This window comes from Bradyrhizobium genomosp. I (2014), from assembly GCF_000261685.1.
GTDB lineage: Bacteria > Pseudomonadota > Alphaproteobacteria > Rhizobiales > Xanthobacteraceae > Bradyrhizobium.
Map to the genome: position 1 here is coordinate 41,399 of NZ_AJQE01000042.1, position 23,912 is coordinate 65,310.

The following is a 23,912-nucleotide window of genomic DNA, read 5'->3' on the forward strand; positions in this document are numbered from 1 at the left end:
AGGCTACCTTGGCCAACCGCAGGAAGGTACGATCCGACGCGAAGCCTGCTTGCGTCGCGCCCGACCGCAGGGTGGAGGACCTTCGCGAACGCGCAATCGCCGGCGAGGTGGGCTCTCGCCGGCGACGCTTCGCGCTTCAGCAGGGTGCCACCCTATTGCCGCGTGAGGCGAACCAGGTCCTGCCGCAGCAGATAGAAGGAGACAGCGAGCAGGACGACATCCTTCATCAGGAAGGGCACGTTGCCCGTCATCGCGGGGAAGCCTCCCGCGGCGACGTCCCAACCCTCCGGCATGAAGGGAATGATGGTAACGGTCGCGATGAAGGTGCCGGTCGAGCCCAGCGCTCCGAGCACGCCGAGCCGGTGGCTCCAGAAGCCCGCGAGCAACAGTGCGCCGAAGGTCCATTCCGAGACGCCGAGGAAATAGCTGGCGCCGGCGTGGCCGAACACGGGATAGAGCCACCAGATCAACGGCCCGTTGCTGATGAAGGGGACCAGCCGCTCGAACTCATATGGAAACCACTTCTGATAGCCGAAGAAGAAGAACATGATCACCATCGAGGCGCGGACGACGTGGTAGTCGAGGTCTTGCGCGAGCAGGCCGGAGCCGTTCAGCGCACGGACAATCGGGCTTTGGGCAGTTGCGGAAAGCGTAGTCATGGTCGTGATCCTTTCATGGTTGAGATCTGACACTTCGCTCAGTGGCTTCACGCGACGGCGGGGAAGTCGATCTCGGTGTCGTTGATGCGGTTGAAGACGTTGGTGAACACGGTGGTGGCGAAGGCGAGGCTGATGTCGACGAGCTGTGCGTCGCTGTAGCCGGCAGCCTTGATCGCGGCGAAATCCTTGTCGCTGACCGTGCCGCTGGTGCGCGCGAGCTTGTCGACGAAGGCGACCAGCGCATCACGCTGGGCATCGCCAGTCGGCCGACCGTCGCGGATCTGCTTCAGCACGTCCGGTGTCAGGCCAACGAGCTTTCCGAGATGGCTGTGGGCGGCGACACAATAGTCACAGCGGGCGGCCTCGCTGATCACGAGCTTGATGATCTCCCTGTCGGACTTGGTCAGGCCTCCGGAGGCGAGCACGGTGTCTGCAGCGAGGATGGCCTTGAGCGCGGCCGGGCCGTGGGCGGCGAGCGCCGCAAAGGTGTTCGGCACGCTGCCGATAGCCTTCTTGATCTGGGCGTAGACCTGGCCGGACGAGCCGGCGTCGGCTTCGAGGTTCGGGATGGGAAGACGGGACATGGTGGCACTCCTTTGGTTGGGGTGGTGAACGATTGCGGAGTGACAATATGGTCCGGGTATGAGATATTGAATGCTACAAAGGCTACTATATATGCTCATTCGTCTCGAGAGGGTATGATGGATTGGCTGAGCCGGCTGTTCGAGATGATGCCAGTGCGCGGTCGCCTGGATCTGCGCTGCTCCTACGGTGCGCCCTGGCGGATCGAGCAGGGGCCGGGCGGGGCGAATGAGATGCCCTATCACGCGGTCGTTGGTGGCTCGGCCATCTTGGACGACCCGGCCGGCGGCAAGCCGCTGCGGCTGGAAGCCGGAGACATTCTCCTGCTGCCCGGCAATCCACGACATGTCATGCACGACGGCGGCGGCGCTGCGCCGCTGAAGGCTCACAACCGCGCGTCACTCAACTTCACGATCAGCGAAAATCCCGGCTCGGACGCGCGGCTCGATCTGTTGTGCGGACATTTTTCGATCGCCCCGCCGCATGACCGGCTGCTGCGCAGCTATCTGCCGCCGGTCCTCATCGTGCGTGCCAGCTCGCGGGCCGGCGAGCGGGATACTGCCGGGCAGCTCGCGGGCCTCGTTGCCCTGATGCGCGGCGAGGCGGCAAACGATCATCTCGGTGGCCGTGCGATGCTGAACGCGCTGTCGACGGCGATGTTCGCGCTCGTGCTCCGCCTCGCCAGCGAGACCGGGGACGCACCGCGCGGGCTGCTTGCTCTGGCAGGTCACCCGCGCCTCGCGCCGGTGGTCGCGGCGATGTTCAACGAGCCTGCGCGCGCATGGACGCTGCCCGAGTTCGCACAGCTCGCGAATATGTCGCGTGCGACGCTTGCCCGTCAATTCCAGGAGAAGGTCGGACGTTCGCCGAGCGATCTGTTGACCGACATCCGGATGACGCTGGCAACGAATGAATTGAGAAAAGGGTCGATCTCGACCGGAGCAGTGGCGGAAACGGTCGGCTATCTGTCAGAAGCGGCGTTCCAGCGGGCGTTCAAGGCCCATATGGGCCTGACCCCTGCGCAATGGCGAAAGGCGGCGCAGGCTCCAGCGACGATTGACGGGCTGGAGTTGGCGAGCGCAGAGGCGATATCGAGGGGCGAAAATGCATAGGCAAGCGCGCTCGAGGCGGCAACGTCAGCATCCACGGCAGATGATCAGCCTTCGATCCAGCATCTGATCGCGTCGTTGCTGCTCGCGCTCCCAGGCCGACAGAGAACCCGATTGAGGCGCGTCGGCGCGGCTCGGTTGGTGGTGGCCGACCGGAGCGAGCCAGGGCAGGTGCGACGTCAGCTCGGCCGAAGCCAAATGCTCGGCCGCACGCGCCGGCAGGTCGGGAAGAACGTCGATGGAGGTGTTTCGATCGGCCGCATGCGCGGGCGCCAGTAGCGCGACGAGGACAAGGCCTGCAAACGCGGAACGGATCGAGTTGGTTTGGTTCGAGCTATGGGACATGTTGGCGCTCCCTTGGTGGAGGCTCGGAATGAGCGGCTCCTTGCGGGGCACGATAGTCATGGAGGCGAAGGGCTGAATGCTGCGCGATCTCGAAGATATGCTCTTTCGTCTCGCAAGCATCGATGAACGGGACCGGTCGTGGGTCGAAGCGGCCTCTTGCGCCGGGCACGACCTGTCTGGACGTTGCCGCACGCGTCAAGCCTTGCGGTAGCCTCGTTCCTGGAGCACCCAGCTATTGCCATCCGGGTCCGAAAAGTCGGCGAAGCTGGCGTAGTCCCCGCGCGCGGGATCGAGGCCCGGGGCGAAGCGTCCGTCCCACGCGGCGATCGGCGTCTTGTGCCTGATATCGCTGACCTGAACGCCGCGTTCCAGCAGGTGGCGGCGCGCGGCCTCGAGGTCCGTGACGACGAGATAGGCGTTACGAAGCGATCCAGGGGGCGCGTCGGTGATGGCCTTGCCGATCTGGATCGAGCAGCTCGAGCCGGAGGGCGTGAGCTGCACCACGCGGAATGTGCCATTCGGTGAATAGTCGACGTCGAGCACGAAGCCGACCTGATCGACATAGAAGCGCAGCGCCCGCTCGACGTCCGCCACGGGAACGGTAATCACCTCGAACGAAAACTTCATGATGGCCCCGCTGATTGCGCCTTGCGATCTACAAATCGATCACGACGTCCCGAACCGGCTGTGAGCAGCAAATCAGAAGATTGCCGTCGGCCGGCTGATCGAGCGGTAGCGGCTCATAGGCCACCGCGCCGGAAATCAAGCCGCTCTCACAATTGTGACAGACGCCCGTCCGGCACGACCAACGGACCGGAACGTCGCATGCCTCGGCCAACTCCAAAATGCTTGCGTAAGCCGATGGCTTCCAATGGACGGCGATACCGCTTCGCGCGAAGGATACCAGCGGGCCGCTGTCGGCGGCGTCCTCGGGCGGGTGCGGAGCTCGCATGGCTGCGCCGACGATGCCGGGCGTCAATGATTCGCCGCCATTGAAGATTTCCATATGAACCCGCCCGGGAGACATACCGAACGCTGCGAGCGCCTGTTTCATGTCCGCCATGAAACGAGTCGGCCCGCAGAGGTAGACATCCGCCTCATGCGGGATGCCGATGTCCTTGAAGGCCGGTTGCGACAGACGGCCAGGAGCATCGAAATCTTCGCCCAACTTGTCGCGGGGATCCGGTCTGCTGTAGCAGACGAAGCTGCGGCCCTGGGGGAGGGCAAGCATCAGGCGGCGTACTTCATGCGCGAACGGATGATGCCGCCCGTCGCGCGCCGCATGCAGCCAGAAAACCTGTCGTGTCGCGCGGGCCGCTGCCAGGGCGTACAACATGGCCAGAACGGGCGTTGCCCCGATCCCCGCGCTGAGCAACACCACCGGCCGCTCCCCGGGTTCCAGGGTAAATCCTCCTCGCGGAGAACTCACCTCGACAATATCGCCTGCGTGGATGTGCTCGTTCAGGTAATTTCCGGCCGCTCCATTCGGCTCGATCTTGACGCTGATCCGATAGCCCTCTGTCGATCGAGGCCCCGAGATTGAGTAGCTGCGAATGAGCGGCGGGCCCTCGGTTCGCGGAAGGCGCAGGACCACGTACTGGCCGGGCAGAGGCGGCGGCAGTGGCTCACGATCCGGATGCTGCAGTGAAAGAGAGATGACGTCCAAGGCCTCTCGATCGATCGACGTAACGACGAGCGGCCGAAATCCCGGAGAGACCGGATGTGACGCGGCTGCCGGAGCAAGGCCTGCGTTGCCGCTCCTCCTCGCATCACTCGTCTGGCTCTGAAGCAATGCCTCAAATGACGCGCGCCATCCCTGCGAAAGCGCCTCGATCCGCAAGGCGCGCTCCAGTCGATCGCGCGGGTGATTGGGCGAATAGAGCAGCGCGTTGATCTCGGCGACGGTTATCCGCTCGTCTGCCTCTCCCACCTTCACGATTTCGTCGCCGGCGCCGACCTCGCCTTCGCGCAGGACGCGGAAGTAGAACCCTGGCCGTCCGCTGGACGTCAGCAGTGCCGGCATCTTCGGCTCGTTGGTCCGAATGCCGACGCGATAGCAGGTCACGCGCGGTTGAGTGACCTCGAACACGGCGCTGCCGATTTGATAGCGATCGCCTACGCAAACGGCATCGTCGGGCAGTCCTTCGATCGTGAAATTCTCGCCGAACTGCCCGTGGACGAAATCGGTGCGGCCCAACTGCTTCTGCCAGTGGCGATATGCTTCAATTTGGTAGACGAAGACCGCTCGTTGTTCGCCTCCGTGGCCGCCCAGATCGCCTTGACCATCTCCGTCCAGGTTCAATCGGCCGACCCGACAGCGGCCATGCACCGGATTTTTCCAGATCCCGGTGCGTATGGTGCGATTCTTCCAGGCGATGTTGCGAGGAAGTCCGACATTCACCGACAGGAGTCGCGCCATGTGCCGCTCCGTTTCGACCGATCCGGGGTATCTTTTTAGCCGGTTGCAGCCCGTTTGGGCTAGCCCCCAGGCGTCGGCGCGGGAGCCACCTCGGCGATGTCGAGATTGCGATCGGGACCGTGTGGAACGACCGACTGGCCCGCCTCGAGGCGCATCTGCGTGCCGTTGAGATGAACTGTCACGATGTCCGGCTCGAATGACACAAGATTGGAGATACGGCGGACTTCGGGATAGGCGTCGAGGTAAGACCAGGCCGCCTGGCGGGCCTCTCCGATGGAATAATAGCTGCAGAGCCCCTTGTACGGGCAGAAGGTCTGAAGCTTCACCGGAGTAAGGGCGGACTCATCGACGTCGGCGCGTGGAACGTACCAGCGAGGTGCGAAGCCGGACTCGTAGAGGACAAGCGGCCGCTTTGTGTCGGCGATGACCCGACCTTGATGCGCAACTACCAGGTTGCGAGATGCCTGGCGGATGTCGATGCGATGGTAGGGATCGGCCGCATGGCCGAGGACGCGCTCGTCCTCTTCGTAGAACGCATCCATGGCCCGCCAGGCGAAGGCGATCAAACCCTGCAAATCGCCCGCATGGGAGGGCAGGTTGGTGTGCTGCCACGCTCCTCGCGCTGCGATGTGTTGCTCGTCCGCCCGCACGCTGTACCAGGACGTGGGCCCAAGGTCCGCATGTTGAGTGATATGCTCGGTGCGCTCGAGGACTTGGGGCGAAACGTCGGTCGCCGGGAAATAGGCCACGGGATAACGGCCTGGTTCGAACAGCAGGAGGACCTTCTCGCTGTCGGCAATCCAGTGTCCCCCAAAGTGCACGCGCATGCGGCGGCGTAACGGTTCGACGTATAGTAGTCGCTTGGGCAGCTGCTCGGGGACGAGGAAGCGGCCGATTGCTCCCGTTGAAAGGGGGCCTTGTTGCCAGGATAGTCCCACATTTCCCTCCTCGTTGCACGCCAGCGGATGGTGGACCTGTCCCGACCCATGTGGCTTCGCCTGAACTATTCGATCGAGTGTATTTCGTGCGCCCTCTGGTCGAGGTTACAGACGATCGCAATATTTTGCGAGGACTCTTGCCTGACGCTACCCAACGACATCGGAGCATCGGCGCGATGGCGCCACTTGCGGCAGACTCACAGCAAATGTCGCACCGTAAACGGAATTGGGTCTGGCTTGGATCGAACCTCCGTGAGCAACCATGACGCGCCGGCAGAGCGCGAGACCGAGGCCCATACCGCCCTTTTTCGTGGTGTAGAGGGGATCGAACAGATCTACCCCCGGGTCTTGGGAAAGGCCAACACCGTTGTCCTCAAATTCGACAATCACAGATTCCGATGAGGTGAACGTTCGAAGGCTCAACGTCCTTTTGCGCTCCGACACCTCTAGCACGCTGTCAATCGCGTTTTGAATAACGTTCAGCATCACCTGAAGGAGCAGATCCATATTCGCCTTCGCAACCGGCCGGGCCGGATCCTGGCATATTGTCGTCGTAACTTCTGCGAGGGCAAGTTGCGGCTTAGATATCTGAAGCGCTTCCTCTACAATAGAGTTCAGCGACTGCTCCGTAAAATCGATCAGGATATTCGCCGACAACAATTGTAGGTCCGCGATGGTCCGCCCGGACCGACCGGCTATGGCACGGATGCGCTGTATGGACCTTGTAGCCGCGGCGACGTTTGGAACGTCGCGGTCAAGCCAGCGCAAGGCAGCTTCGGCGCTGGAAATGATCGCGCCGAGCGGCTGATTGATCTCATGCATGATCGTTCCAGCGAGTTCCCCGAGTTGCGTCAGCCGCAATTGGCGATCGCTTTCGCGCTCGGTTCCATGAAGGAGATCCACCGCGGTCTTCAGTTCAAAGAGATCCATCACGACGCTCCGCACGCTCAGCATCGAGCAGACTTCCAACATCGACGCTATTCCCGTCGCAATGCAACATGCGACCGATGCTGGTGACCCGTTTGATTTCAGCAGTCATCCTACTCAAAGCCGCGTCGCCATTATTGAATAGACCTGACGGTCGCTTTGGACGAATCTGATCGGGTTCAACGACGATCAATGGTTCTCATGTTCATCGAGGACATCGGCTGACGGATCAGGGGGGCAAGATCTAGCGATCAATCATTGCCGCGGATAGGAGCAAAGTGATGAGAAGTCAGAGCAGGGTGGTGAGAGAGAAGCCGTCGGATTTCTTGTCCGATCCCAAGGACGGCATTTGTCAGGTTCGAGAGATCGCTGGCGCAAAGTTCGCCAAAGCCGGCCTTAACGCCGTTCATACCCTCAGGCGCCGACAAGGCTCGGAAATGACCTCAATGCATCTCCGAGAGAATATGTACATGGTGACCGTATATCTCACGGATCATCCTGAGGCGCAGGACGTCTGGAAGGATGGTCATCACGCCATGCGGCCCGCGATGAACGCGGGAGCGATCTCCCTTTTCGACATGCGCTATCATTGGGAAGGCGACAATATGGCGCCGTTCGAAGCATTGAACTTCTTCGTGCCCGATCTTGCCTTTGACGAGACTGCACGTGAACTTGGCTCCACCTTCGCCGGCTTCGACTACGATGTCGAACGCGAGTATAGGGACGAGGTTACGACCTCGCTTGCCCGCGCCGTCCTACCGGCGTTGAGCCGACCTAGAGAAATTCCAATGCTATTTGTCGATCACGTATTCTCTGCGCTGCGCACGCGCTTGCTTGTTGCCTACTGTGGATTGCATCCCACTGAAGCCACGACGGGAGCCAAACTTTCGCCCCAGGAGGTAGCGCGCATCAAAGAACTGCTTCTCGATGATGCCGGCGCAGACCGCTCGGTCGCAGAATTGGCTGGCGCCTGCGGACTTTCCGCAGGGCAGTTCTCGCGTGCCTTCAGGCGGACGCTGGGAACCTCACCACACCAGTGGCTCCTTGAGCAGCGGGTGGCACGCGCCAAGTGTCTGCTGCAAGGGAAGCAGTCGATCAGCGACATCGCGTTCGAGTGCGGCTTTGCGGATCAGAGCCACCTCACTCGCGTGTTCTTGCGAAAGGTTGGAATAACACCCGGCAACTGGAGGCGTGCAAAGTATTCGGACGCTTAGGAGCAACGATATTCAGGCGTCGCAGCGGCGCCGAGTGAGACCATCCTCGCAGGTGGACTGGTCATTCTGCTTCCTCCCAAGCGTCGACGCCTAGTCCGTCGTTGATCGGTAGGGTGAAGTGAAAGACGGCTCCCCGCGGCACATTGGCGGCCGCCCATAGTCGGCCACCCTGCGAAATGATGATCGAACGACATATTGACAACCCGACACCCAAACCACTGGGCTTGGTCGTATAAAAGGGTTCGAAGAGCCGCGCGAGGCCTTCTGGAGACAATCCTGGCCCCGAATCCGCGATCGATACGAGTATGCTCTCCGCATCGGCCCTCCCGGTCCGGATCAGCAGCTCTCGCTTGCCCTCTGTGATTCCGCTCATCGCCTCGATGGCGTTCAGGATCAGGTTGAGCGTCACCTGCTGCAGCTCGACGCGATCGCCGATCACCATGGGCAAGCGATCGGCGAATGCCGTCTTGATCGAGACACCATTCCGCGCGGCTTCAGTCTGCGTGAGCTCGATGACGTGACCGATCACGTTGTTGATCGCCAGGGAATCGCGTTTGGGCGGTGATTTCTTGATCAGGTCGCGGATACGTCCTATGACCTCGCTGGAGCGGATGCCGTTCTCGATGGCGCGTGTCAGCGCCCTGCGCGTCTGCTCCAGCGCCGGCGGATGATGATCGAGCCAGCTCAATGCTGCCTGCGCGCTGGCGATGACGGCGGTGTTCGGCTGATTGACCTCGTGGGCGATCGACGCCGTCAGCTGTCCCATCACCGCCACGCGGTTGGCGTGGGCCAGCTCCATCTGAGCCTCGCGGTAACGTTGCTCGTTCTCGCGTGCCTCGGTTTCCGCGCGTTTGCGCTCGCTGAGATCGAGCACGAAGGCGACGCCTTGCTCTTGCTCGTCGTCGAACAAGGCGCCGCCGGTCAGCACCGGCACCCGGTTGCCGTCCTTGTGGAAGAACGCCTTTTCGAACGGCTTGACGATTCGCGTCGCCTTCAATTCGGCCCGGGCGCGATCGGTGCGCTCCTGCCATTCGGGCGGCGTCAGATCTGCCCAACGCAACCGGCCTGCGCCGAGATCTTCGCGATCATATCCCAGGGTCTTCAGGAAGGCGTCATTGGCATCGAGAATGTCGGGAGTGTGATCAAAGATGAAAATCCCGATGATGTTGGATTCGACCAGCCGGCGGATCCTCGACTCCCGCTCCTGAAGCTCTCGATACAGGCGGGCATTGTCGAGCGAGGTCGCGGCTTCGGACGCGAGAAACTTGAGGATCGCGATCCGGGCGGGAGTGAAAGCGCGCGAGGCAAGATTGTTCTCGAGATACAAAAACGCCACCGCCCTGCCGTGTTTGATGAGTGGTACGCACAGGGCTGACAGGACGCGCTTCTGCTTGATGTATTCGTCGCCGCCGAATGCGCTGTTCGTCGAGGCATTGTCGAGCACGACGCTCTCTCGCGTGCGAGCCGTGTAGAGCACGATCGACATCGGCACTTCGGCGGCGGAGATCGGTGAATCGGCAAGATCCAGAGCGACCGAACCGCCGCCCGTCACCGCCTTCGCCCGAATTCTCAGCTCGGGGCCTCTTGGCAAAATCAGCACGGCGCGTTCCGCACCCGCGTGCTCGATCGCCGAACGAAGCAGGGTTTCCGTGAGCTTCTCAAGCACGATCTCGCCTGAAACGGCCTCCGACACCTTGAGAACCGTCGCGAGGTCGAGCTGCTCGACGGGCGCTCCGATCGTGCCTGCGGCATTGAGCGCGGATCCTCGTTCCCGCAGGCCCGGATAGAGTTCCTCGAGCTGGCTCACCTTTGCCTCGGCGCCCCAGCGCGCGTAGCAATCGCGCGCTTTCATCAGGTAGGACAGAACGACCGTTCGAATGCCGCGCGCCTGGTAGAACCCCGCTGCGCGCTCGGCGGCGATCGCCTCGATCTGCGCAAATCCGGATTCTTGCGCCAATCGGATCGATTCTTCGTACAGCTGTTCCGCCTCGAGTTCGCGGCCTTCGATACGCGCAAGCTCCGCCGCAACGAGCTTCTGCCGGGCGGCGAAGTTCGCCGGGCAGCGGTTGGACCAGACTGTGAGCTTGCGGTGGTGCTCGCGGAGGTCGCCGAGGCGTCGCTCGCGATCCTCGGGGCGCGATGCGTGATAGGCCCCGGCATGAGCGAGCGCCGTGTAGAACCGGTATTCGGTAAAGTCCGAATAAGCGCGGGCGCACCAGGAGAGCTCTTCGGCGCGTGCGGCGAGGTCAATCGCGACATCGTCGCGTCCTGCGAGGACCTCGATCTGAATTTGCGTCGCGTAGTAGAAGAAGGCGGTTAACGGTTCGCTCGCATCCGGGGGCTGAAGCGCACCCGGGCTCTTGAAGGCATTCCTCTCATCGCGCCCCGTAAGGCTCAGCGCCAGATCTCTTTGCTTGACCAGACCCTCCGCAGCCAGCCGGATACCCAAACCCTCCGCGAATGACAAGGCCCGCTCGGCGCTCGAGCAGACGTCCGCAAGCGAATCGCCGCAGAAGAGATCGACCGATATCAGTCCGCGATGTGAATACGCCGCGAAAGCCAGCTCCCCAGTCGTCAAACAGAGTGCAAGAGCGCGCTGAATGAACGGCCGTCCCGATCGGATCGGACGAATCCATGGGGTTACGTGGAGACCGAATACCAAAAGCGCGCGGCCGCTCAACCCTATTTGTGGCTGCCTGTCAGCAAGGGCTGCGCCAAACTGCGATAATCGGAATCCAAGTTCGGCCTCGGTTGAACTACTCGCGAGCACGCCGAATATGGCGGTCAGCGGATAGCTCGCTTCGGGGCTGGTCCCGTGTTCGATCGTCAGCCGCGTGGCCTCTACGAGCATGATGTCGGACAGGTTACGATCGGTGAGAAAGGCAGGCGTGACAAGGTCGGCCAAGACGCCCATCGTTGCCCGATGGTTCGGATCGGTCATTGGCGGTAGCGCATGCAGCTGATCGTCCGACAGTTTTTCGGTCAAACTTCGCAGGTGTCGCCGATCTTCATCCACCTCGCTTCGGCTGGGATGAGGGGGCCAGTCAATCCCGGTCTTGCGCAAGAATGCAAGGCAGACGTCGACCGCCCGCTCGAGCTGTCCGGCAGCGGTGTACAGCTGTGCCTGAAGCCTGGTAACCTCCGCGCTCGCCTGAATGTCCGATCGGCTCTGTGAGAGGATCGTCATTTCTGCTTCGGCTGCGTTCAAATCTCCAAGCAGAAATTTGCATTCGGCGTGAAGCAGCCCGATCGCAAAGGCGTCCTGGCTGCAACGCGGATGTCCTTCCTCTCCGAGCAGCTTGCGGGCGATCGCGAGGTAGGTTGTTGCCGCGTGGTAAGCCGTTGCATTTCGCGCGCGCCGACCCGCAGCGAGATTGACGGCAATGACCTGGTTGCGTTCGGCGCCGTTTGCCAGAGCGGCGATGCCGCGGTTCAGCTGGTTGGCAACGACGTAGACGCGCTCGTTGGTTTCGTCAGGGGTCAGCTGCGCTGCCAGGGCCATGCCGATGCGAAGGTGCAGGGCCGTTCGCCTGTTCTGGTCCGGTTCAAGCGCATAAGCGGCCTCTTGCACGCGATCGTGCGCGAACGCGTAGGAACTCTTGAGGCGTCTGACCAGCTCGAGACGCGTTGCGTCTCGCATATCGATATGGAGCGTCTGCTCGGATGTTCCGTGCACGAGGCGGAGCACCGCAACCTCGGCGCTGTTGCCCAAGCAGGCGAGCTGCAGTAGGGCCTGACGCGTCTCGTCGCGCAAACCGCTTAGCCTGCCGACCATAAGATCTGCGACATTTTCGGCATAGCTTTTGTCCTTGATGCGTTCGAGGTTCCAGTGCCACTGCCTCTTGTCATGATCGAAGGTCAGCAGCTTTTCTTCGGCTAGCGTCTGCAGAAATTGCGTCAGAAAGAACGGATTGCCGCCCGTCTTCTCGTATGCCACCCCGGCGATAGGCGCGGCGTATGCCGGCTCGCAGTGAAGTGCATCCGCAATGAACTCCCGGACGGCATCCCGGGTGAGGGGGGCCAGGTCGAATTCGCGCACCCGCTTGCGGGACGCGCGAATTTCGACGAGCCGTTGTGCCAGCAGATGTCTGACGTCGACATCGTTGCGTCGATACGCGATGACGAGAAGCAGATTTCGCAGGTCCGATCTGTTCAGGAGGTCGTCGATCAGATCCAACGTGGCCACGTCGAGCCACTGCAGGTCGTCGAGAAACAGCACGAGGGGATGGTGAGGCTTGGCGAAGATGGCAATGAAGCGTCGAACGACGAGCTGGAAGCGTCGCTGTGCGTCCGGCGGGGAGGTCTCCGGGACAGGTGGTTGATCCCCGATCACCAGCCGCAGCTCCGGAACGAGATCGACCATCAGTTGACCGAGATGCCCGAGCGCTTCGCGCAGTGCCCTGCGCCAGGGTACCAGATCGGCATCGCTCTTGGCGAGGAGGCCTCGGATCAGGCCCTGAAGCGCATGCGCCAGCGTCGCGTAAGGCATGTCGCGCTTGTGCTGATCGAACTTGCCCGACGCGAAGAACCCTCCCAGTGGGACTATAGCCTTGTGCATTTCGTCGACGAGCGCGGACTTGCCGATACCGGAGGATCCGGACACCAGGATCAACTCGGGCGTGCCGCTCCGGGTGACGCGATCAAACGAAGCAAGCAGCGCCTCGATCTCGTGCTCCCTGCCGTATAGCCGTTCGGGAATCAACAGGCGGTCCGGCGTATCGGTTTGGGCCAGAACGAAATCATCGATCCGTCCCTGCGCTTCCCATTCGGCAAGGCAGTGCTCGAGGTCGTTCTTGAGGCCGACGGCGGTCTGGTAGCGGTCCTCGGCCGTCTTGGCCAGAAGCTTCATGACGATCGCCGAGACGGCACTAGGCACGTCCTTTGTTCGTTCGGCAGGTGGTACCGCTCGCTTCGCGATGTGGCTGTGCACCCATTCCATCGGATTGGCCGCGGTGAACGGCAATGCGCCCGTGAGCATCCGGTAGAACGTCACGCCGATTGCGTACAGATCGCTGCGGGAATCGACGGACCGGTTCATGCGGCCGGTCTGCTCGGGCGCCATGTAGGCCAGCGTGCCCGCGATGGTCTCCGGTGGTTCGAGCTGCTGTCGCTCGCGCGGCAGGCGGGATGCGAGGCCGAATCCGGTGATCCTGACCTCGTCCGCTCCGGTCACCAGCAGATTTGCGGGCTTCAAGTCCTTGTGGATCAGACCCCGCCGATGGAGCTGGTCGACGGCAATGGCGATAGCAAGAGCCAATCGCAAAAAGCGGTCCAGTTTCATCGGCGCGCCGAGCTGCCGCTCGAGCGGCTCGCCGCCCGGATCTTCCAAGATCAGCAAGGTTCGGCTGCTGTCGCGGATCAGTTCCATCGGCCGTACGGCCCAGCTCGCATCGAGCTCGTCGCGCAAGGCGTATTCATGGACGAGCCGGTCGAGGACCGCGGCCGGCGCGCGATCCGTAGCGGCTCTTACGGTCAGGACACTGTTGATGTTGCCGTCGGCGCCCCGGCACCATTCGCGGCAGAAGACGCGCTCCCCGTCGTGCCACAGCAGTTCGGGACTGGCATCTCCATGTGTGGGGATCGGCGGGGACACATTCATCTGCCGGACTCCGGAGCTGGCCCTGGAGAGGGCGCGCCATGCGTCCAATCGCCCCCCACCAGCCTACTCCCCGGAAAAGTCATCCACAACAACGGCACCCATCAGAACGAACCTGTCAGCTTCACGCTGCTCGCTCCTCTGGCCTCCAATATTCGGGGACGCTGCCACAAAGGTTACGGGCAGATTTGCATTTGATCGGGAACTCTGAGCTCGGGAACCCTCCCGTGAGCCACCGAATTCCCTGGGCCGAGGTTTTTTGGCTCGGGCTGTAACCAAGCCATGCCCGTCCACGAATGACAGCCCGGATCGTCCCGATCCGGCGTACGGCGTCACGTGCGCAGACCGTGCATCCTCGGCACGCGGCCGAAGCGAAGATGGAGCTTGCAGCATGTCCGATCTTCCCCTGATCGTCTTCGACGTCAACGAAACGCTGCTCGATCTTCGGACAATGGAGCCGACGTTCAAGCGCATTTTCGGAGACAAGATCGATATGCGACTCTGGTTCGCCGACCTCGTCATGTATTCGCTGGCCCTGACGGCGGCACGCGCTTACGTGCCGTTCACGGAGATCGGTGCTGCCGTCCTGAAGATGCTCGCCGACGCCGAAGGCATCAGGATCGAGCGCGCGGACGGCGAGGAGCTCAAGGAAAAATTCTCGACGATGCCGCCCTATCCGGAAGTGCCGGGAGCGTTGCGGAAGCTGCGCGATGCCGGCTTTCGGCTGTTCACCCTGACAAACAACCTGGCTGAAGTTCAGACCCGCCAGCTGGAACGCGGCGGAATTGCGAAATTCTTCGAAAGGTCGTTCAGCGTGGACAGCGTCAAGGTCTATAAGCCCTCGCCGCAAACCTACGCTCATGTCGAGAATGAACTGAAGGTCCGTCCGTCGCAGCTCTGCATGATCGCCTGCCACGCCTGGGATACGCTCGGCGCCGTGGCGGCCGGTTGGGAAGCAGCGTTCATCAGGCGGCCCGGAAACGACATCCTCGGAGTTGGTCCCCAGCCGCAGATCATCGGCAACGACCTCGCCGATGTAGCCGAGCAGCTCATCGCCCGGAACACGGGACGAAGGTGATCCTGCCCTCCAGCGTCAACCGGCGCTACCGCATCGCTTCCTGTCGGACAATCCCGTTCTGGGCCGGGGACAGTTCGGCCGCTGCCCGGAGGATATCCTGCTTGAGCAGATAGACCGAAGCCGCAAGCAGGACGACGTCCTTCACGAGGAAGAGGAACGGCAACGTGGCCGCGGGAAAGCCGCCGGCCGGCGCGGCCCAGGCGTCGGGGAAAAACGGAATGATCGTCACGGTGGCGACATAGGTCGCGCATGAACCCAGCGATCCCAGGATCGCCAGTTTTCGGTTCCAGAAGCCGAGCAGAAGAAGCAATCCGAACGACAATTCCGCGGAACCCAGGAAGTAGGCCGCCCCGCGCACGCCAAACACCGGATACATCCAGAAGATCAGAGGCCCGTGGCTGATGAAGGGAATCAACGCATGCGCTTCGTAGTCGAACCATTTCTGGCAGCCGAAGACGAGGAACACGACGATCATCGCCACACGCGTGGCATGGTAGTCAAAATCGCTTCTGACCAGATCGAGCTCGGACAGTTTCTTTATGAGATGGTCCATCTGATGTCGTCTCATCCTCGAGATCACGGATTGACGCCGAGCGGCGCCTCGACGTCCGTCGTGACTTGAACAGTAACCAGGGTTCGAAAGCCGCGCTGTGCGTGGGTTATCGCGCGTTTCTCAGAATTGTGCTGTTCGGCTGGAGGAGACCGCGGTCGGCTTGGCCGGACCTCACTCGCGTCCCGGCATCCGCGAATGACATTGCGAGACGACGACGCCGGCTTGCTGCTGCGCGCGCTCCGTCTTCGGTGGTCCGCGTTGCCGCCGCAAACCCATACCAAGGTATAGGTTTGTGCATCACAATCGTGAGATTGTAGGGGGCTCGCGCCGAACGCATGTTCCGGGCTCATCTGCGCAACTGCTCCTGGCGCAGCTACTGGATTTTCCTCAATTGGGGAGACCGAACATGCGCCTCTCGGGAACAAGCGTCGAACGTCACGACAACTGTCACCTGGTCAGAAGGGGAACGGCTTGCGTGCCGATCGCCCCCGTTGCGATCGCGTCTTGATGATGATTGCGCCTTGCGAGGATAAGTCAGGTGAAGGTCCCTTTCGTAGGAGTCGTCGATGACGACGAGGCCCTGTGCCTGTCCTTGGTGGATCTGATGCGATCGATCGGCTACCGCTCGGAGCCGTTCGACAGCGCCGAAGCGCTGCTGAGCTATGCCGACCGCTCGAGCTTCGACTGCATCATCGCCGACGTTCACATGCCCGGAATGGGCGGGCTCAATCTCGTTCGCGAACTCCAGGAGCAGAAGGTCGGAGCGCCGGTGATTCTCATTACGGCGCTCCCTCACAAGCAGCTGGATGCGGAAGCCGCATCGATCGGCGCATTCTGCCTTCTCAGAAAGCCGTTCGAAACAAGCGCGCTGCTTGAGTGTCTCGACAGGAGCCTTCGAAGATGAAAGCGCTCACCGGTGACGACATCACGTCATTTATGGCTACGCAGTCCTCCGGTGGCGACGAGCTGCGGAGCCCACGGTCCCGGGAAGATACGGCTCCGCCGCGACATGATCGCGGAAAGACGGCCCGCTGGGAGAGATGGAACGATTGCTCGAAGCGATGGGGCGGGCTCATGCTTGCGGCGCGGGCAGGGGATGGAGCCGCATATGAGCAATTGCTTCGGGAGCTGGATCTGTGGCTTCGCGCCTACTACGCGCGCCGGCTTCCATATCCCGCTGCCGACGATGCCCGGCAGGACGTGCTCTTGGCCATTCACGCCAAACGCCACACCTTTACGCCGTCCAAGCCCTTCGGGGCCTGGATCACGGCTATTGCGCGCTACAAATGGGTCGATCGCGTTCGCGATGCGTCCCGCTACAGTGCGCTTGCGCTCGACGAGGAAATCGCAGTCGAGGATCACGAAGGTGTCGCCATCAGCGCTGCCGCGTTGGACCAGTTGCTCGGCAGGCTCAAGCCTGCACAAGAGACCGTGATCCGCCTCGTGAAGCTCAACGGTCTTAGCATCGCGCGGGCGTCCGGCGCGACCGGCCAGTCGGCGGCCCTGGTCAAGATCAATATCCACCGCGGGCTGAAGAAATTGGCGGCGTTGGTTTCCTGATGTCATTGCGGCCGCCGTCCGGGCCGAACGGGACGCCGTGCGAAGGAATAGTGAAGTTGCTTCAAATCCAGAACGAAGTGCGATCCGGCGCGGCCGACCAGACGGCGGCATTCCGTTATGACATCATGGAAGGGTTAAGTCTCGCGCCAAAGGCAATTCCGGCGAGATGGCTTTATGACCGCCGCGGATCGGCGCTGTTCGAGGCCATTACGCTGTTGCCGGAATACTATCCGACACGAACCGAGCGATCGATCCTCGCGTCCGCGATATCGGAAATCTCCGCGCTCGCGGGGGCGGGACGCGCAGTCATAGAGTTCGGTTCGGGTTCCTCGGCAAAGACGCGGTTGCTGCTGGCGGAAACGAGGCCCTGCGCCTATGTGCCGATCGACATCTCGGGCGAATTCCTCCGGGAGGTTGCGGCAGGCTTGTCGCGTGCATTTCCCGGGCTACCGATCTATCCAACCGAGGCCGACTTCACCCATCCCTTTTCGCTGCCGGAAGAGATTACGTCGACTGCGCGCCTCGGCTTCTTTCCTGGGTCGACGATCGGAAACCTGACCGTCCCTGCGGCGGTGGATTTGCTGCGGGCCATGGCGACCACCCTGGGGGCCGGGTCGATGCTGCTGATAGGCATCGATCGTATCAAGGATCAGGAAATTCTGCTGCCGGCATATGATGACACGCAAGGGCTGACGGCGGCGTTCAATCTCAACCTCTTGCATCGGATCAATCGCGAGCTGGGAGGCTCGATTCCCGTGGGCGCATTTCGCCATGTGGCGCGGTGGAACGATGCGGAAGCGCGTATCGAGATGCATCTGGAAGCCACTCACGACGTCAGCTTCGAGGTCGATGGTCGGGTCTTTCTTTTGACGAAGGGCGAGACCATCCACACGGAGAACAGCCTCAAATACGGACGGAGGGATGCCTTCGTCCTGCTGCAGGCCGGCGGATGGAATCCCATCGCCGATTGGACCGACGACAGGGAGCTTTTCTCCGTCATTCTCGCGGAGCAAAGGCCCGCGCGAGCGGCACCCTAGGGCGCATCGAAGGCGCAACCGGAATCATTCCGGCAATATCGCCTCAATCGGCGCAATCCACGAACAGCAAGGCCCGCGATATCCTGCATACTGCGTGTGTCTTCGTGGCAATCAACTGCGTCGAGGTGCGACCATGCAACTCCGTTCATCCCTCATCCTGAGCTTCGCCGCCATTCCCCTGACTGCCCTGGCGGATCCTCTCCCCGCGCCGTCGCCGAAAGCGCCGAGCCCGGCTGAGAGCGTACACGTGCAGCCGCGCGGCGATGCGTTCATGCCGAACTCAGTCGCCGAAGATGCGTTGCAGAAGCGCATAACAGACTTCAATCAGAAGCAGGAAGGCCTGGACGCAGATCTCGACAAGAGGCTGAAAATCTGCCGCGGATGTTGATCGATATCGGGCTCGGCAAACAGCAATGGGTCTGCACATGAGGCGCACTGTCACCGATTCGTTCCGCGACGGAAGCGGGTGCACGCGCTACGAGCGGATTGCCCCGATCCGGGACGACTCGTTCGAGCTGCTCGTCAGGGAATTGCAGCATCGAATGCGCAACATCCTCAGCGTGGTGCTGTGCTTCGTGAACAATACCGATGCGAACACGACCGCCGATCTTCGCGCGGCGCTCTCGGCGCGGATCGCGACCCTGTCCGATGCCTACAGGATGATCGGCTCGGTGCGGGAGCAGCGCGTGTCTCTTGCGGAGCTGCTGGAGCGAACGCTCGAGCCGCACGCGATGTTCCAAACGGGCCGCATTCTGCTGGCGGGGCCGGACCTCACGCTGGAGCCGCACATCGCCCTGTCGATGCACGTCATCATCCATGAGTTGGCGACGAATGCGAGCAAGTACGGCGCGCTGACCTCGACGACGGGAGCCGTCGAGGTGAGTTGGGAGAGCCCGCCCTGTCTTGGCGGACAAGGTCTTGCCATCCAGTGGCGCGAACGCGGCGGACCGAGGGTGACCAGGCCGGAGCGCAGAGGTTTCGGCACGCAGTTGATCGCAAAGGCCTTGCCGGGTGCGCAGGTCGATCTCGACTTCGCACCCGACGGTCTTGTCTGCCGGCTTCTGATCGATCTCGGCCAGACGTCGACTACGCTGGGGGCTGTCAGCTAGGATCAGGAGGATCGACATCATGAGTACATTGACGAGTGTCCCGCGGAAATCGTTCGCAAGCAGGCTGCCGATATCGGAACTCCTGGCGGGAGATCTGGATTACCACGTGGTCCGAGCGTCGATGGTGATCCTGTTCTTCTTTTTCGGGTATCAGAAGTGGTGGGCGTACGAGGCCGATCGTCTGGAACCCTTCATCAGCAACGGTCCCCTGATCTGGTGGCTCTACCCCGTTTTCGGCCATCAAGGTGCCAGCTGGTTTCTCGGCGTCTCCGAATGGACCTTTGGCGCCTTGATATTCGCGGGCTTCTGGAGCAAGCGCCTCGGCATTCTGGGCGCCCTTGGATCGACCGGTACCTTCATCGCGACGGTCACGATCATTCCGTTCATGCCGGATGGTTGGGACGCTTCAGCGGGAGGCTTTCCGGCGATGACAGGCAACGTCCCGTTCCTGATGAAGGATGTCGTGCTGCTCGCGGTGTCGTTGTATCTTCTAAAGCAGGATGCGGCGCGGGTCCTGAGTCGACCTGAGGCTTGAGATGCACGGCCAGACAGATGCAGATCATGGCCAGCGCGAACATGGGATGGTGCAGCGAGACGGCCGTCGCGGCGACGAAATCGAGCGGGGTAGTTGGGGACCGCGTGCGTATCGTCACGCGTGCCTGGCCCGGAATCTCTTCGATCGCCGGCCGGTCGGCAGCCTCCCAGCACAGTAATAGGTCGCGTTCACCAGGGCGAAAATGCTGGCGTAGCCCGTGACGGGCAGTGCCGCCCGGCTTCGAGCTCGCGGTCCGGGCTGTCGAGAACGGCAGCAGCGATACGGAAAGCAGATGCGCGAAGACTCCAGATCAATCGGGGCGTCGCTCTGCACTTTCGTGGAAGTTCGGAGCAGCCGTCGCATTGGTTACACCTGGTTCGAAAAAATGCGATGCGATGCGAAGCGAAACATCCGTTGCGGGTTCGTGAAGCGCGGCCTCCCGCAGCCAACCTTGGCAACGTTCGCAAGTCCCGTTACATGTTGCGGCGTACTGACGCCGCGCTCGTCCTCCCCCTCGATGCGCAAGCCGCGGGGTGATGCGTCGAGACGTCTGGATATGATGGTCACGACGAGACATCTCGGCATGAGGCTTGATAACGAGACGCACGAGCTGGATCTGGTCGCCAAGGCGTTTCAGATCATCTCGAGAGAAATAAGCTATCAGGGATTGGCCAAGGCTCTCCTCATGGAGGCGCTGAGTTATTCGGGGGCCGCTCGGGGGGCGATCCTGCTCAGCGGGCAAAGAGAGTTGCTTGCCAAAGCCGATGCGAGCTTCCCGCGCGAGAGGGCAGACTTCCTTGCTTCCTTTCCTCTGCAAGCCGACTTCCGTTTGCCGAGCGACCTCGCCGAAGAGGTGCTCGATCGGAAGCAGACGGTCGTGAGACAGGCCGGCGCAGAGAGCTCGGCATTGATTGACCCCGCGAAGGCGACGTCTGGAAAGATAGCCCAATTGTGCCTGCCGCTGATTCACCAGCACTGGGCGATTGGCGTTCTCTATCTCGAAGCGGATGGAGATGCGGGTATCTTTACCCAGCGGTGTGTATGGGTGATTTCTTTGCTTGCCAATCAGGCCGCCGTCTCATTCGAATCGGTACGTCTGTTCGAGGCGCTGCGCGAGACCAATATGTGGATGGTCAGAGGTCAGCAGATCGGCGGGATGGGCAGCTATCGGTGGAACACGCGGACCTCGCTCTCCCGTGGATCGCGCGAATGTTACCGCATTCTGGATATCGACCTGGATGTAAACCCCGTGCCGTTCGAGGTGTTCCGTAGTCGGGTCCACCCCGAGGATTATCCCGCGCTGGAGCAGGCTCTCACCGAGGCGATCAGCACGAAGTCTCCGTTTGCCCACGAGTACCGCGTGATCCACCGGGACGGAAAGACGTTGCATGTCGCAGCCGTCGGACAATTCGACGAGGGGCCGACGGGAGACCTCGAGCTGGAAGGCATCATCACGGATGTCACGCAGCGGAAGGCGGCGGAGCAGGCGCTCGCCGACGCGCGAAACGAGCTGGCGCGGGCGACGGGGTTGACGTCCCTTGGCGAGCTCGCCGGCTCGATCATCCACGAGATCGATCAGCCGCTGACGGGAACGATCATGAGCGCGGAAGCCTGCCTCCGGTGGCTTGCCAGGGATCCCATTCAGGCTGCGGAGGCCCGGAAGTCGGTGGCGCGCATTATCAGGCAGGCCCGTCGAGCCGCGGAGGTTGTGACCGGGGTCCGGTCTCTCGTGAAGGGCACGCAGGTCCATTTTGCCGAGTTCGATATCAACGAGGCGGTTGCCGAGGTCCTGCTTCTGTCGAAAAGGGAGATCGAGCGGGCCGGGGTCATCGTCCGAACCGACTTCGATCGATCATCGCCTCAAGTCGAAGCAGATCGTGTTCAGGTCCAGCAGGTGGCCCTCAACCTCGTGCGGAACGCGATCGAGGCCATGGCCGGGGTCGAGGAGGGGAACCGCATTTTGGCCCTCTCTTCGGGGGTCGCCGATGGTATGATTTCCGTGGCGATCGCGGATACGGGGGGTGGCATCAGCCCGTCTGATAGAGAGCGGGTCTTCGAGACGCTCTATACGACGAAGGGGGCCGGACTGGGACTCGGACTGTCGATCTGCCGCAAGATAGTGAAACTCCACGGAGGACAGCTATGGGTGGAAGAAAACGGGAGACGTGGAGCGAGGTTCACCTTCGCTCTCCCGCTTCGCCAAGCGGTTCAGACGTCGGAAAGCCGGTAGACATGCCTCCTTCTGGCGTTGTTCATATCGTCGACGATGACCGCGCAGTTCGCGAGTCGCTTGGCGACCTGCTTGAGTCCCTGCACTACAAGGTCGCGCTGTACGGATCTGCTTCGGATTTCCTGAAGGTCGAGCTGTCGGATGCTCCCGCGTGCCTGGTGCTCGACGTCAGATTGCCGGGCACGAGTGGTTTGGAGCTGCAGGAGTATCTGACAAAGATCAATGTCGGGCTCCCGGTGATCCTGATGACCGCTTTCGGCGACATTCCCATGTCCGTGAGAGGCATGAAGCTGGGGGCGGTCGACTTTCTCACCAAGCCGATACGGGATCAGGATCTTCTCGATGCGGTCACTGCCGCGATCCGAAGGGACATGGATCGGCGCGACGACAACGCGCACCTTGCACAGTTGCAGGAGAAGTTTGCGCTCCTGACCACGCGCGAGCGGCAAGTGATGACGCTGGTGGCATCCGGTCTGATGAACAAGCAGGTCGCCAGCGAGCTCTCGATCAGCGAAGCGACGGTCAAGATGCATCGTGGCAGCGTGATGCGGAAGCTGGGGGCCAAGACCGCGGCAATGCTCGTTCGAATGGCCGAAGCGCTACAACTCCAGGGCTGAAGCTTCGCCTTCGGCACCGGCATCTCGTGCCGAACCATCTCAGTGCCGTCCCCGCACGCGACCCATACCTAGGTATGGGCCGAAACAGCATAAGCGTGAGATTGCCCGCCAGGGCGATGAAAAGCATGTTGTCTCCGTGCGGTGCTGCCAGCCACTGCAGGCAGCTCGCTTTGACTGGAGAGGTAACGCCGCTTGCAGCTTGCGGCTTCAACGCCGGCTCCAGGCAATCAGGATATCTTCCGTGCGGAAGTTTGTTGGCGACTGAACGCGGCCATCCGGAGCACAGAACAGGGCGACGACGATGGGGATGTACGTATCAAGTTCGAGTGAGGGCATGCTGCGCACCGCGGTTTCTGCGGTGCCAATCCAGTCGGCGGACGAGACGCAGCCTTCCGGGCGGTCCGAGGCCGTCCTTCATCCGACGGTCAGCATAACGCCTGCCGGGCCGGTGAAACGTCTCGGGATAGGATGGCGCTGGTGGTTTTCCGAGAGCGTCCACCTTCCGGTCGGCAACAGGGTCGAGTTTCGCTTTCAGGGATCGAGACATCTCCTGGCGTTGTACAACGAGGGCGCACGGAAAAGCGGAGAGACCTCCATTGATGGCCTCTGCTCATCGAGGCTGCGGGGGAGCGACAACAGGTTGACCTTTGTCCCGGCGGGACGTGCTTATCGGGAATGGCATGAGACGGCATCGTCTGCACAGGTGACCTTCCTCTACTTCGATCCTGCCGCGCTTCATAGCTCCGTCGACGGCGCGACCGGACTCGCGCCAAGGATATATTTCGAGGATCCGCTGGTCTGGGAGACAGCCTCCAAATTGAAGAAGGCAATCGAGAGCGGAGAGACGAACTGCGCGCCCTACCTCGAGGCGCTCTGCGGTGTGCTCGCCCACGAGCTTTTGAGATTCGATCCCCATCTCGTTCGCGAGCCGACACCGATCAGTCGCGGAGGTCTCGCAGGCTGGCAGAGGCGCGTCGTCGTCGAGTATGTCGAGGAGCATCTGGGAGAGCAAGTCTGCCTCCTGACGCTCGCCGAGCTCGCCAGGCTCAGCGTTCACCACTTCTGCCGCGCATTCAAGAAGTCGTTCGGCATCCCGGCCTATCAGTATCAGGTGCAGCGGCGAATGGAGTTCGCCAAGCTGCGACTGGCGGATCGCGCGGTATCGATTACGGACATCGCACTGAGCCTGGGCTATGCACAAACGAGTTCCTTCAGCTCGGCCTTTCGCAAAGCGACGGGTTGGACCCCGACGGGCTATCGCAGGAAGTTCGAATGAGCCGACCAGAGGGTGATGGATCGGGCAGAGGAGGCGACAGCAGTCTCGTACGTGCGGAAGAATCCAGGCGGGTCTGTAACCGGATCGTGCCGTGCCACGAAATACCTCAGCGAGGCCGCCTCCCGTCA

The 23,912-nt window shown here is 61.9% G+C and carries 21 protein-coding genes; 12 read left to right on the forward strand and 9 right to left on the reverse strand.

All coding sequences use genetic code 11. The features are described from left to right. Nucleotides 1-152: 152 nt before the first annotated feature. Both IC50_RS04260 and IC50_RS04265 read right to left on the reverse strand, forming a co-directional pair. Nucleotides 153-659 (reverse strand): YkgB family protein, encoded by a 507-nt coding sequence (locus IC50_RS04260; RefSeq protein ID WP_035700978.1) that lies wholly within the window; start codon nucleotides 657-659, stop codon nucleotides 153-155. 47 nt (nucleotides 660-706) lie between these two features. Beyond that, a complete protein-coding gene (locus IC50_RS04265; RefSeq protein ID WP_035700829.1) occupies nucleotides 707-1,243 on the reverse strand; it encodes a carboxymuconolactone decarboxylase family protein in 537 nt (178 codons plus the stop codon). A 117-nt stretch (nucleotides 1,244-1,360) separates the two neighbouring features. Between IC50_RS04265 and IC50_RS04270 the strand changes: the two genes are divergently transcribed. Further along, entirely contained in the window at nucleotides 1,361-2,353 is a 993-nt protein-coding gene (locus IC50_RS04270) for an AraC family transcriptional regulator (RefSeq protein ID WP_050990887.1), read from the forward strand. Nucleotides 2,354-2,377: 24 nt separating this feature from the next. Here IC50_RS04270 and IC50_RS41045 read toward each other — a convergent pair whose 3' ends face one another. The 5 genes from IC50_RS41045 to IC50_RS04295 form a co-directional block, all read right to left on the reverse strand. Then, nucleotides 2,378-2,695 carry a hypothetical protein gene (locus IC50_RS41045; protein WP_244429521.1) on the reverse strand — a complete coding sequence of 106 codons (318 nt, stop codon included), beginning with the start codon at nucleotides 2,693-2,695 and terminating at the stop codon, nucleotides 2,378-2,380. Nucleotides 2,696-2,890: 195 nt separating this feature from the next. Continuing rightward, entirely contained in the window at nucleotides 2,891-3,322 is a 432-nt protein-coding gene (locus IC50_RS04280; protein ID WP_035700835.1) for a VOC family protein, read from the reverse strand. Nucleotides 3,323-3,350: 28 nt separating this feature from the next. Next, a complete protein-coding gene (locus IC50_RS04285) occupies nucleotides 3,351-5,114 on the reverse strand; it encodes an MOSC and FAD-binding oxidoreductase domain-containing protein (RefSeq protein WP_035700838.1) in 1,764 nt (587 codons plus the stop codon). A 59-nt stretch (nucleotides 5,115-5,173) separates the two neighbouring features. Next, entirely contained in the window at nucleotides 5,174-6,052 is an 879-nt protein-coding gene (locus IC50_RS04290; RefSeq protein WP_035700841.1) for a DUF427 domain-containing protein, read from the reverse strand. 147 nt (nucleotides 6,053-6,199) lie between these two features. Next, complete coding sequence (locus IC50_RS04295) at nucleotides 6,200-7,024, reverse strand: sensor histidine kinase (RefSeq protein ID WP_035700842.1); 825 nt, start codon at nucleotides 7,022-7,024, stop codon at nucleotides 6,200-6,202. Nucleotides 7,025-7,260: 236 nt separating this feature from the next. Between IC50_RS04295 and IC50_RS04300 the strand changes: the two genes are divergently transcribed. Then, entirely contained in the window at nucleotides 7,261-8,193 is a 933-nt protein-coding gene (locus IC50_RS04300) for an AraC family transcriptional regulator (RefSeq protein ID WP_050990877.1), read from the forward strand. Nucleotides 8,194-8,254: 61 nt separating this feature from the next. Here IC50_RS04300 and IC50_RS04305 read toward each other — a convergent pair whose 3' ends face one another. After that, nucleotides 8,255-13,786 (reverse strand): AAA family ATPase, encoded by a 5,532-nt coding sequence (locus tag IC50_RS04305; RefSeq protein ID WP_440588134.1) that lies wholly within the window; start codon nucleotides 13,784-13,786, stop codon nucleotides 8,255-8,257. Nucleotides 13,787-14,180: 394 nt separating this feature from the next. On the opposite strand from IC50_RS04305, the gene IC50_RS04310 reads away from it, so the two are divergent. Then, complete coding sequence (locus tag IC50_RS04310; protein WP_035700845.1) at nucleotides 14,181-14,867, forward strand: haloacid dehalogenase type II; 687 nt, start codon at nucleotides 14,181-14,183, stop codon at nucleotides 14,865-14,867. 25 nt (nucleotides 14,868-14,892) lie between these two features. Here IC50_RS04310 and IC50_RS04315 read toward each other — a convergent pair whose 3' ends face one another. Then, nucleotides 14,893-15,420, reverse strand: coding sequence for a YkgB family protein (locus IC50_RS04315; protein ID WP_035700847.1), 528 nt, complete (start codon nucleotides 15,418-15,420; stop codon nucleotides 14,893-14,895). 538 nt (nucleotides 15,421-15,958) lie between these two features. On the opposite strand from IC50_RS04315, the gene IC50_RS04320 reads away from it, so the two are divergent. The 9 genes from IC50_RS04320 (at nucleotide 15,959) to IC50_RS04365 (ending at nucleotide 23,784) form a co-directional block, all read left to right on the forward strand. Then, nucleotides 15,959-16,324: a response regulator transcription factor gene (locus IC50_RS04320; RefSeq protein WP_035700850.1), complete on the forward strand. Its 366-nt coding sequence runs from the start codon at nucleotides 15,959-15,961 to the stop codon at nucleotides 16,322-16,324. Next, nucleotides 16,321-16,980 (forward strand): sigma-70 family RNA polymerase sigma factor, encoded by a 660-nt coding sequence (locus IC50_RS04325; RefSeq protein ID WP_081492340.1) that lies wholly within the window; start codon nucleotides 16,321-16,323, stop codon nucleotides 16,978-16,980. The genes IC50_RS04320 and IC50_RS04325 overlap by 4 nt, the downstream gene beginning before the upstream one ends. Continuing rightward, nucleotides 16,980-18,017, forward strand: coding sequence for an L-histidine N(alpha)-methyltransferase (egtD, locus tag IC50_RS04330; protein ID WP_271525033.1), 1,038 nt, complete (start codon nucleotides 16,980-16,982; stop codon nucleotides 18,015-18,017). The genes IC50_RS04325 and egtD overlap by 1 nt, the downstream gene beginning before the upstream one ends. A gap of 133 nt (nucleotides 18,018-18,150) precedes the next feature. Next, a complete protein-coding gene (locus IC50_RS04335; RefSeq protein WP_035700855.1) occupies nucleotides 18,151-18,405 on the forward strand; it encodes a hypothetical protein in 255 nt (84 codons plus the stop codon). 37 nt (nucleotides 18,406-18,442) lie between these two features. Continuing rightward, entirely contained in the window at nucleotides 18,443-19,126 is a 684-nt protein-coding gene (locus IC50_RS04340; protein WP_157460823.1) for an HWE histidine kinase domain-containing protein, read from the forward strand. 19 nt (nucleotides 19,127-19,145) lie between these two features. Continuing rightward, complete coding sequence (locus IC50_RS04345; protein ID WP_035700858.1) at nucleotides 19,146-19,661, forward strand: YkgB family protein; 516 nt, start codon at nucleotides 19,146-19,148, stop codon at nucleotides 19,659-19,661. Between the two features lie 556 nt (nucleotides 19,662-20,217). Then, nucleotides 20,218-21,891 carry an ATP-binding protein gene (locus IC50_RS38315; protein WP_050990880.1) on the forward strand — a complete coding sequence of 558 codons (1,674 nt, stop codon included), beginning with the start codon at nucleotides 20,218-20,220 and terminating at the stop codon, nucleotides 21,889-21,891. A 2-nt stretch (nucleotides 21,892-21,893) separates the two neighbouring features. After that, nucleotides 21,894-22,508, forward strand: coding sequence for a response regulator transcription factor (locus IC50_RS04360; protein ID WP_035700866.1), 615 nt, complete (start codon nucleotides 21,894-21,896; stop codon nucleotides 22,506-22,508). Between the two features lie 334 nt (nucleotides 22,509-22,842). After that, entirely contained in the window at nucleotides 22,843-23,784 is a 942-nt protein-coding gene (locus IC50_RS04365; RefSeq protein ID WP_035700994.1) for a helix-turn-helix domain-containing protein, read from the forward strand. The last annotated feature ends 128 nt before the right edge of the window (nucleotides 23,785-23,912 follow it).

Coding starts and splice junctions, on each gene's coding strand:
- IC50_RS04285 (WP_035700838.1), bottom strand. CDS start 5,114: ATGGCGCGACTCCTGTCGGTGAATGTCGGACTTCCTCGCAACATCGCC.
- IC50_RS04365 (WP_035700994.1), top strand. CDS start 22,843: ATGCTGCGCACCGCGGTTTCTGCGGTGCCAATCCAGTCGGCGGACGAG.
- IC50_RS38315 (WP_050990880.1), top strand. CDS start 20,218: ATGATGGTCACGACGAGACATCTCGGCATGAGGCTTGATAACGAGACG.
- IC50_RS04270 (WP_050990887.1), top strand. CDS start 1,361: ATGGATTGGCTGAGCCGGCTGTTCGAGATGATGCCAGTGCGCGGTCGC.
- IC50_RS04295 (WP_035700842.1), bottom strand. CDS start 7,024: ATGTTGGAAGTCTGCTCGATGCTGAGCGTGCGGAGCGTCGTGATGGAT.
- IC50_RS04325 (WP_081492340.1), top strand. CDS start 16,321: ATGAAAGCGCTCACCGGTGACGACATCACGTCATTTATGGCTACGCAG.
- IC50_RS04335 (WP_035700855.1), top strand. CDS start 18,151: ATGCAACTCCGTTCATCCCTCATCCTGAGCTTCGCCGCCATTCCCCTG.
- IC50_RS04345 (WP_035700858.1), top strand. CDS start 19,146: ATGAGTACATTGACGAGTGTCCCGCGGAAATCGTTCGCAAGCAGGCTG.
- IC50_RS04340 (WP_157460823.1), top strand. CDS start 18,443: ATGAGGCGCACTGTCACCGATTCGTTCCGCGACGGAAGCGGGTGCACG.
- IC50_RS04360 (WP_035700866.1), top strand. CDS start 21,894: ATGCCTCCTTCTGGCGTTGTTCATATCGTCGACGATGACCGCGCAGTT.
- IC50_RS41045 (WP_244429521.1), bottom strand. CDS start 2,695: ATGTCCCATAGCTCGAACCAAACCAACTCGATCCGTTCCGCGTTTGCA.
- IC50_RS04280 (WP_035700835.1), bottom strand. CDS start 3,322: ATGAAGTTTTCGTTCGAGGTGATTACCGTTCCCGTGGCGGACGTCGAG.
- IC50_RS04300 (WP_050990877.1), top strand. CDS start 7,261: ATGAGAAGTCAGAGCAGGGTGGTGAGAGAGAAGCCGTCGGATTTCTTG.
- IC50_RS04265 (WP_035700829.1), bottom strand. CDS start 1,243: ATGTCCCGTCTTCCCATCCCGAACCTCGAAGCCGACGCCGGCTCGTCC.
- IC50_RS04310 (WP_035700845.1), top strand. CDS start 14,181: ATGTCCGATCTTCCCCTGATCGTCTTCGACGTCAACGAAACGCTGCTC.
- IC50_RS04260 (WP_035700978.1), bottom strand. CDS start 659: ATGACTACGCTTTCCGCAACTGCCCAAAGCCCGATTGTCCGTGCGCTG.
- egtD (WP_271525033.1), top strand. CDS start 16,980: ATGTCATTGCGGCCGCCGTCCGGGCCGAACGGGACGCCGTGCGAAGGA.
- IC50_RS04315 (WP_035700847.1), bottom strand. CDS start 15,420: ATGGACCATCTCATAAAGAAACTGTCCGAGCTCGATCTGGTCAGAAGC.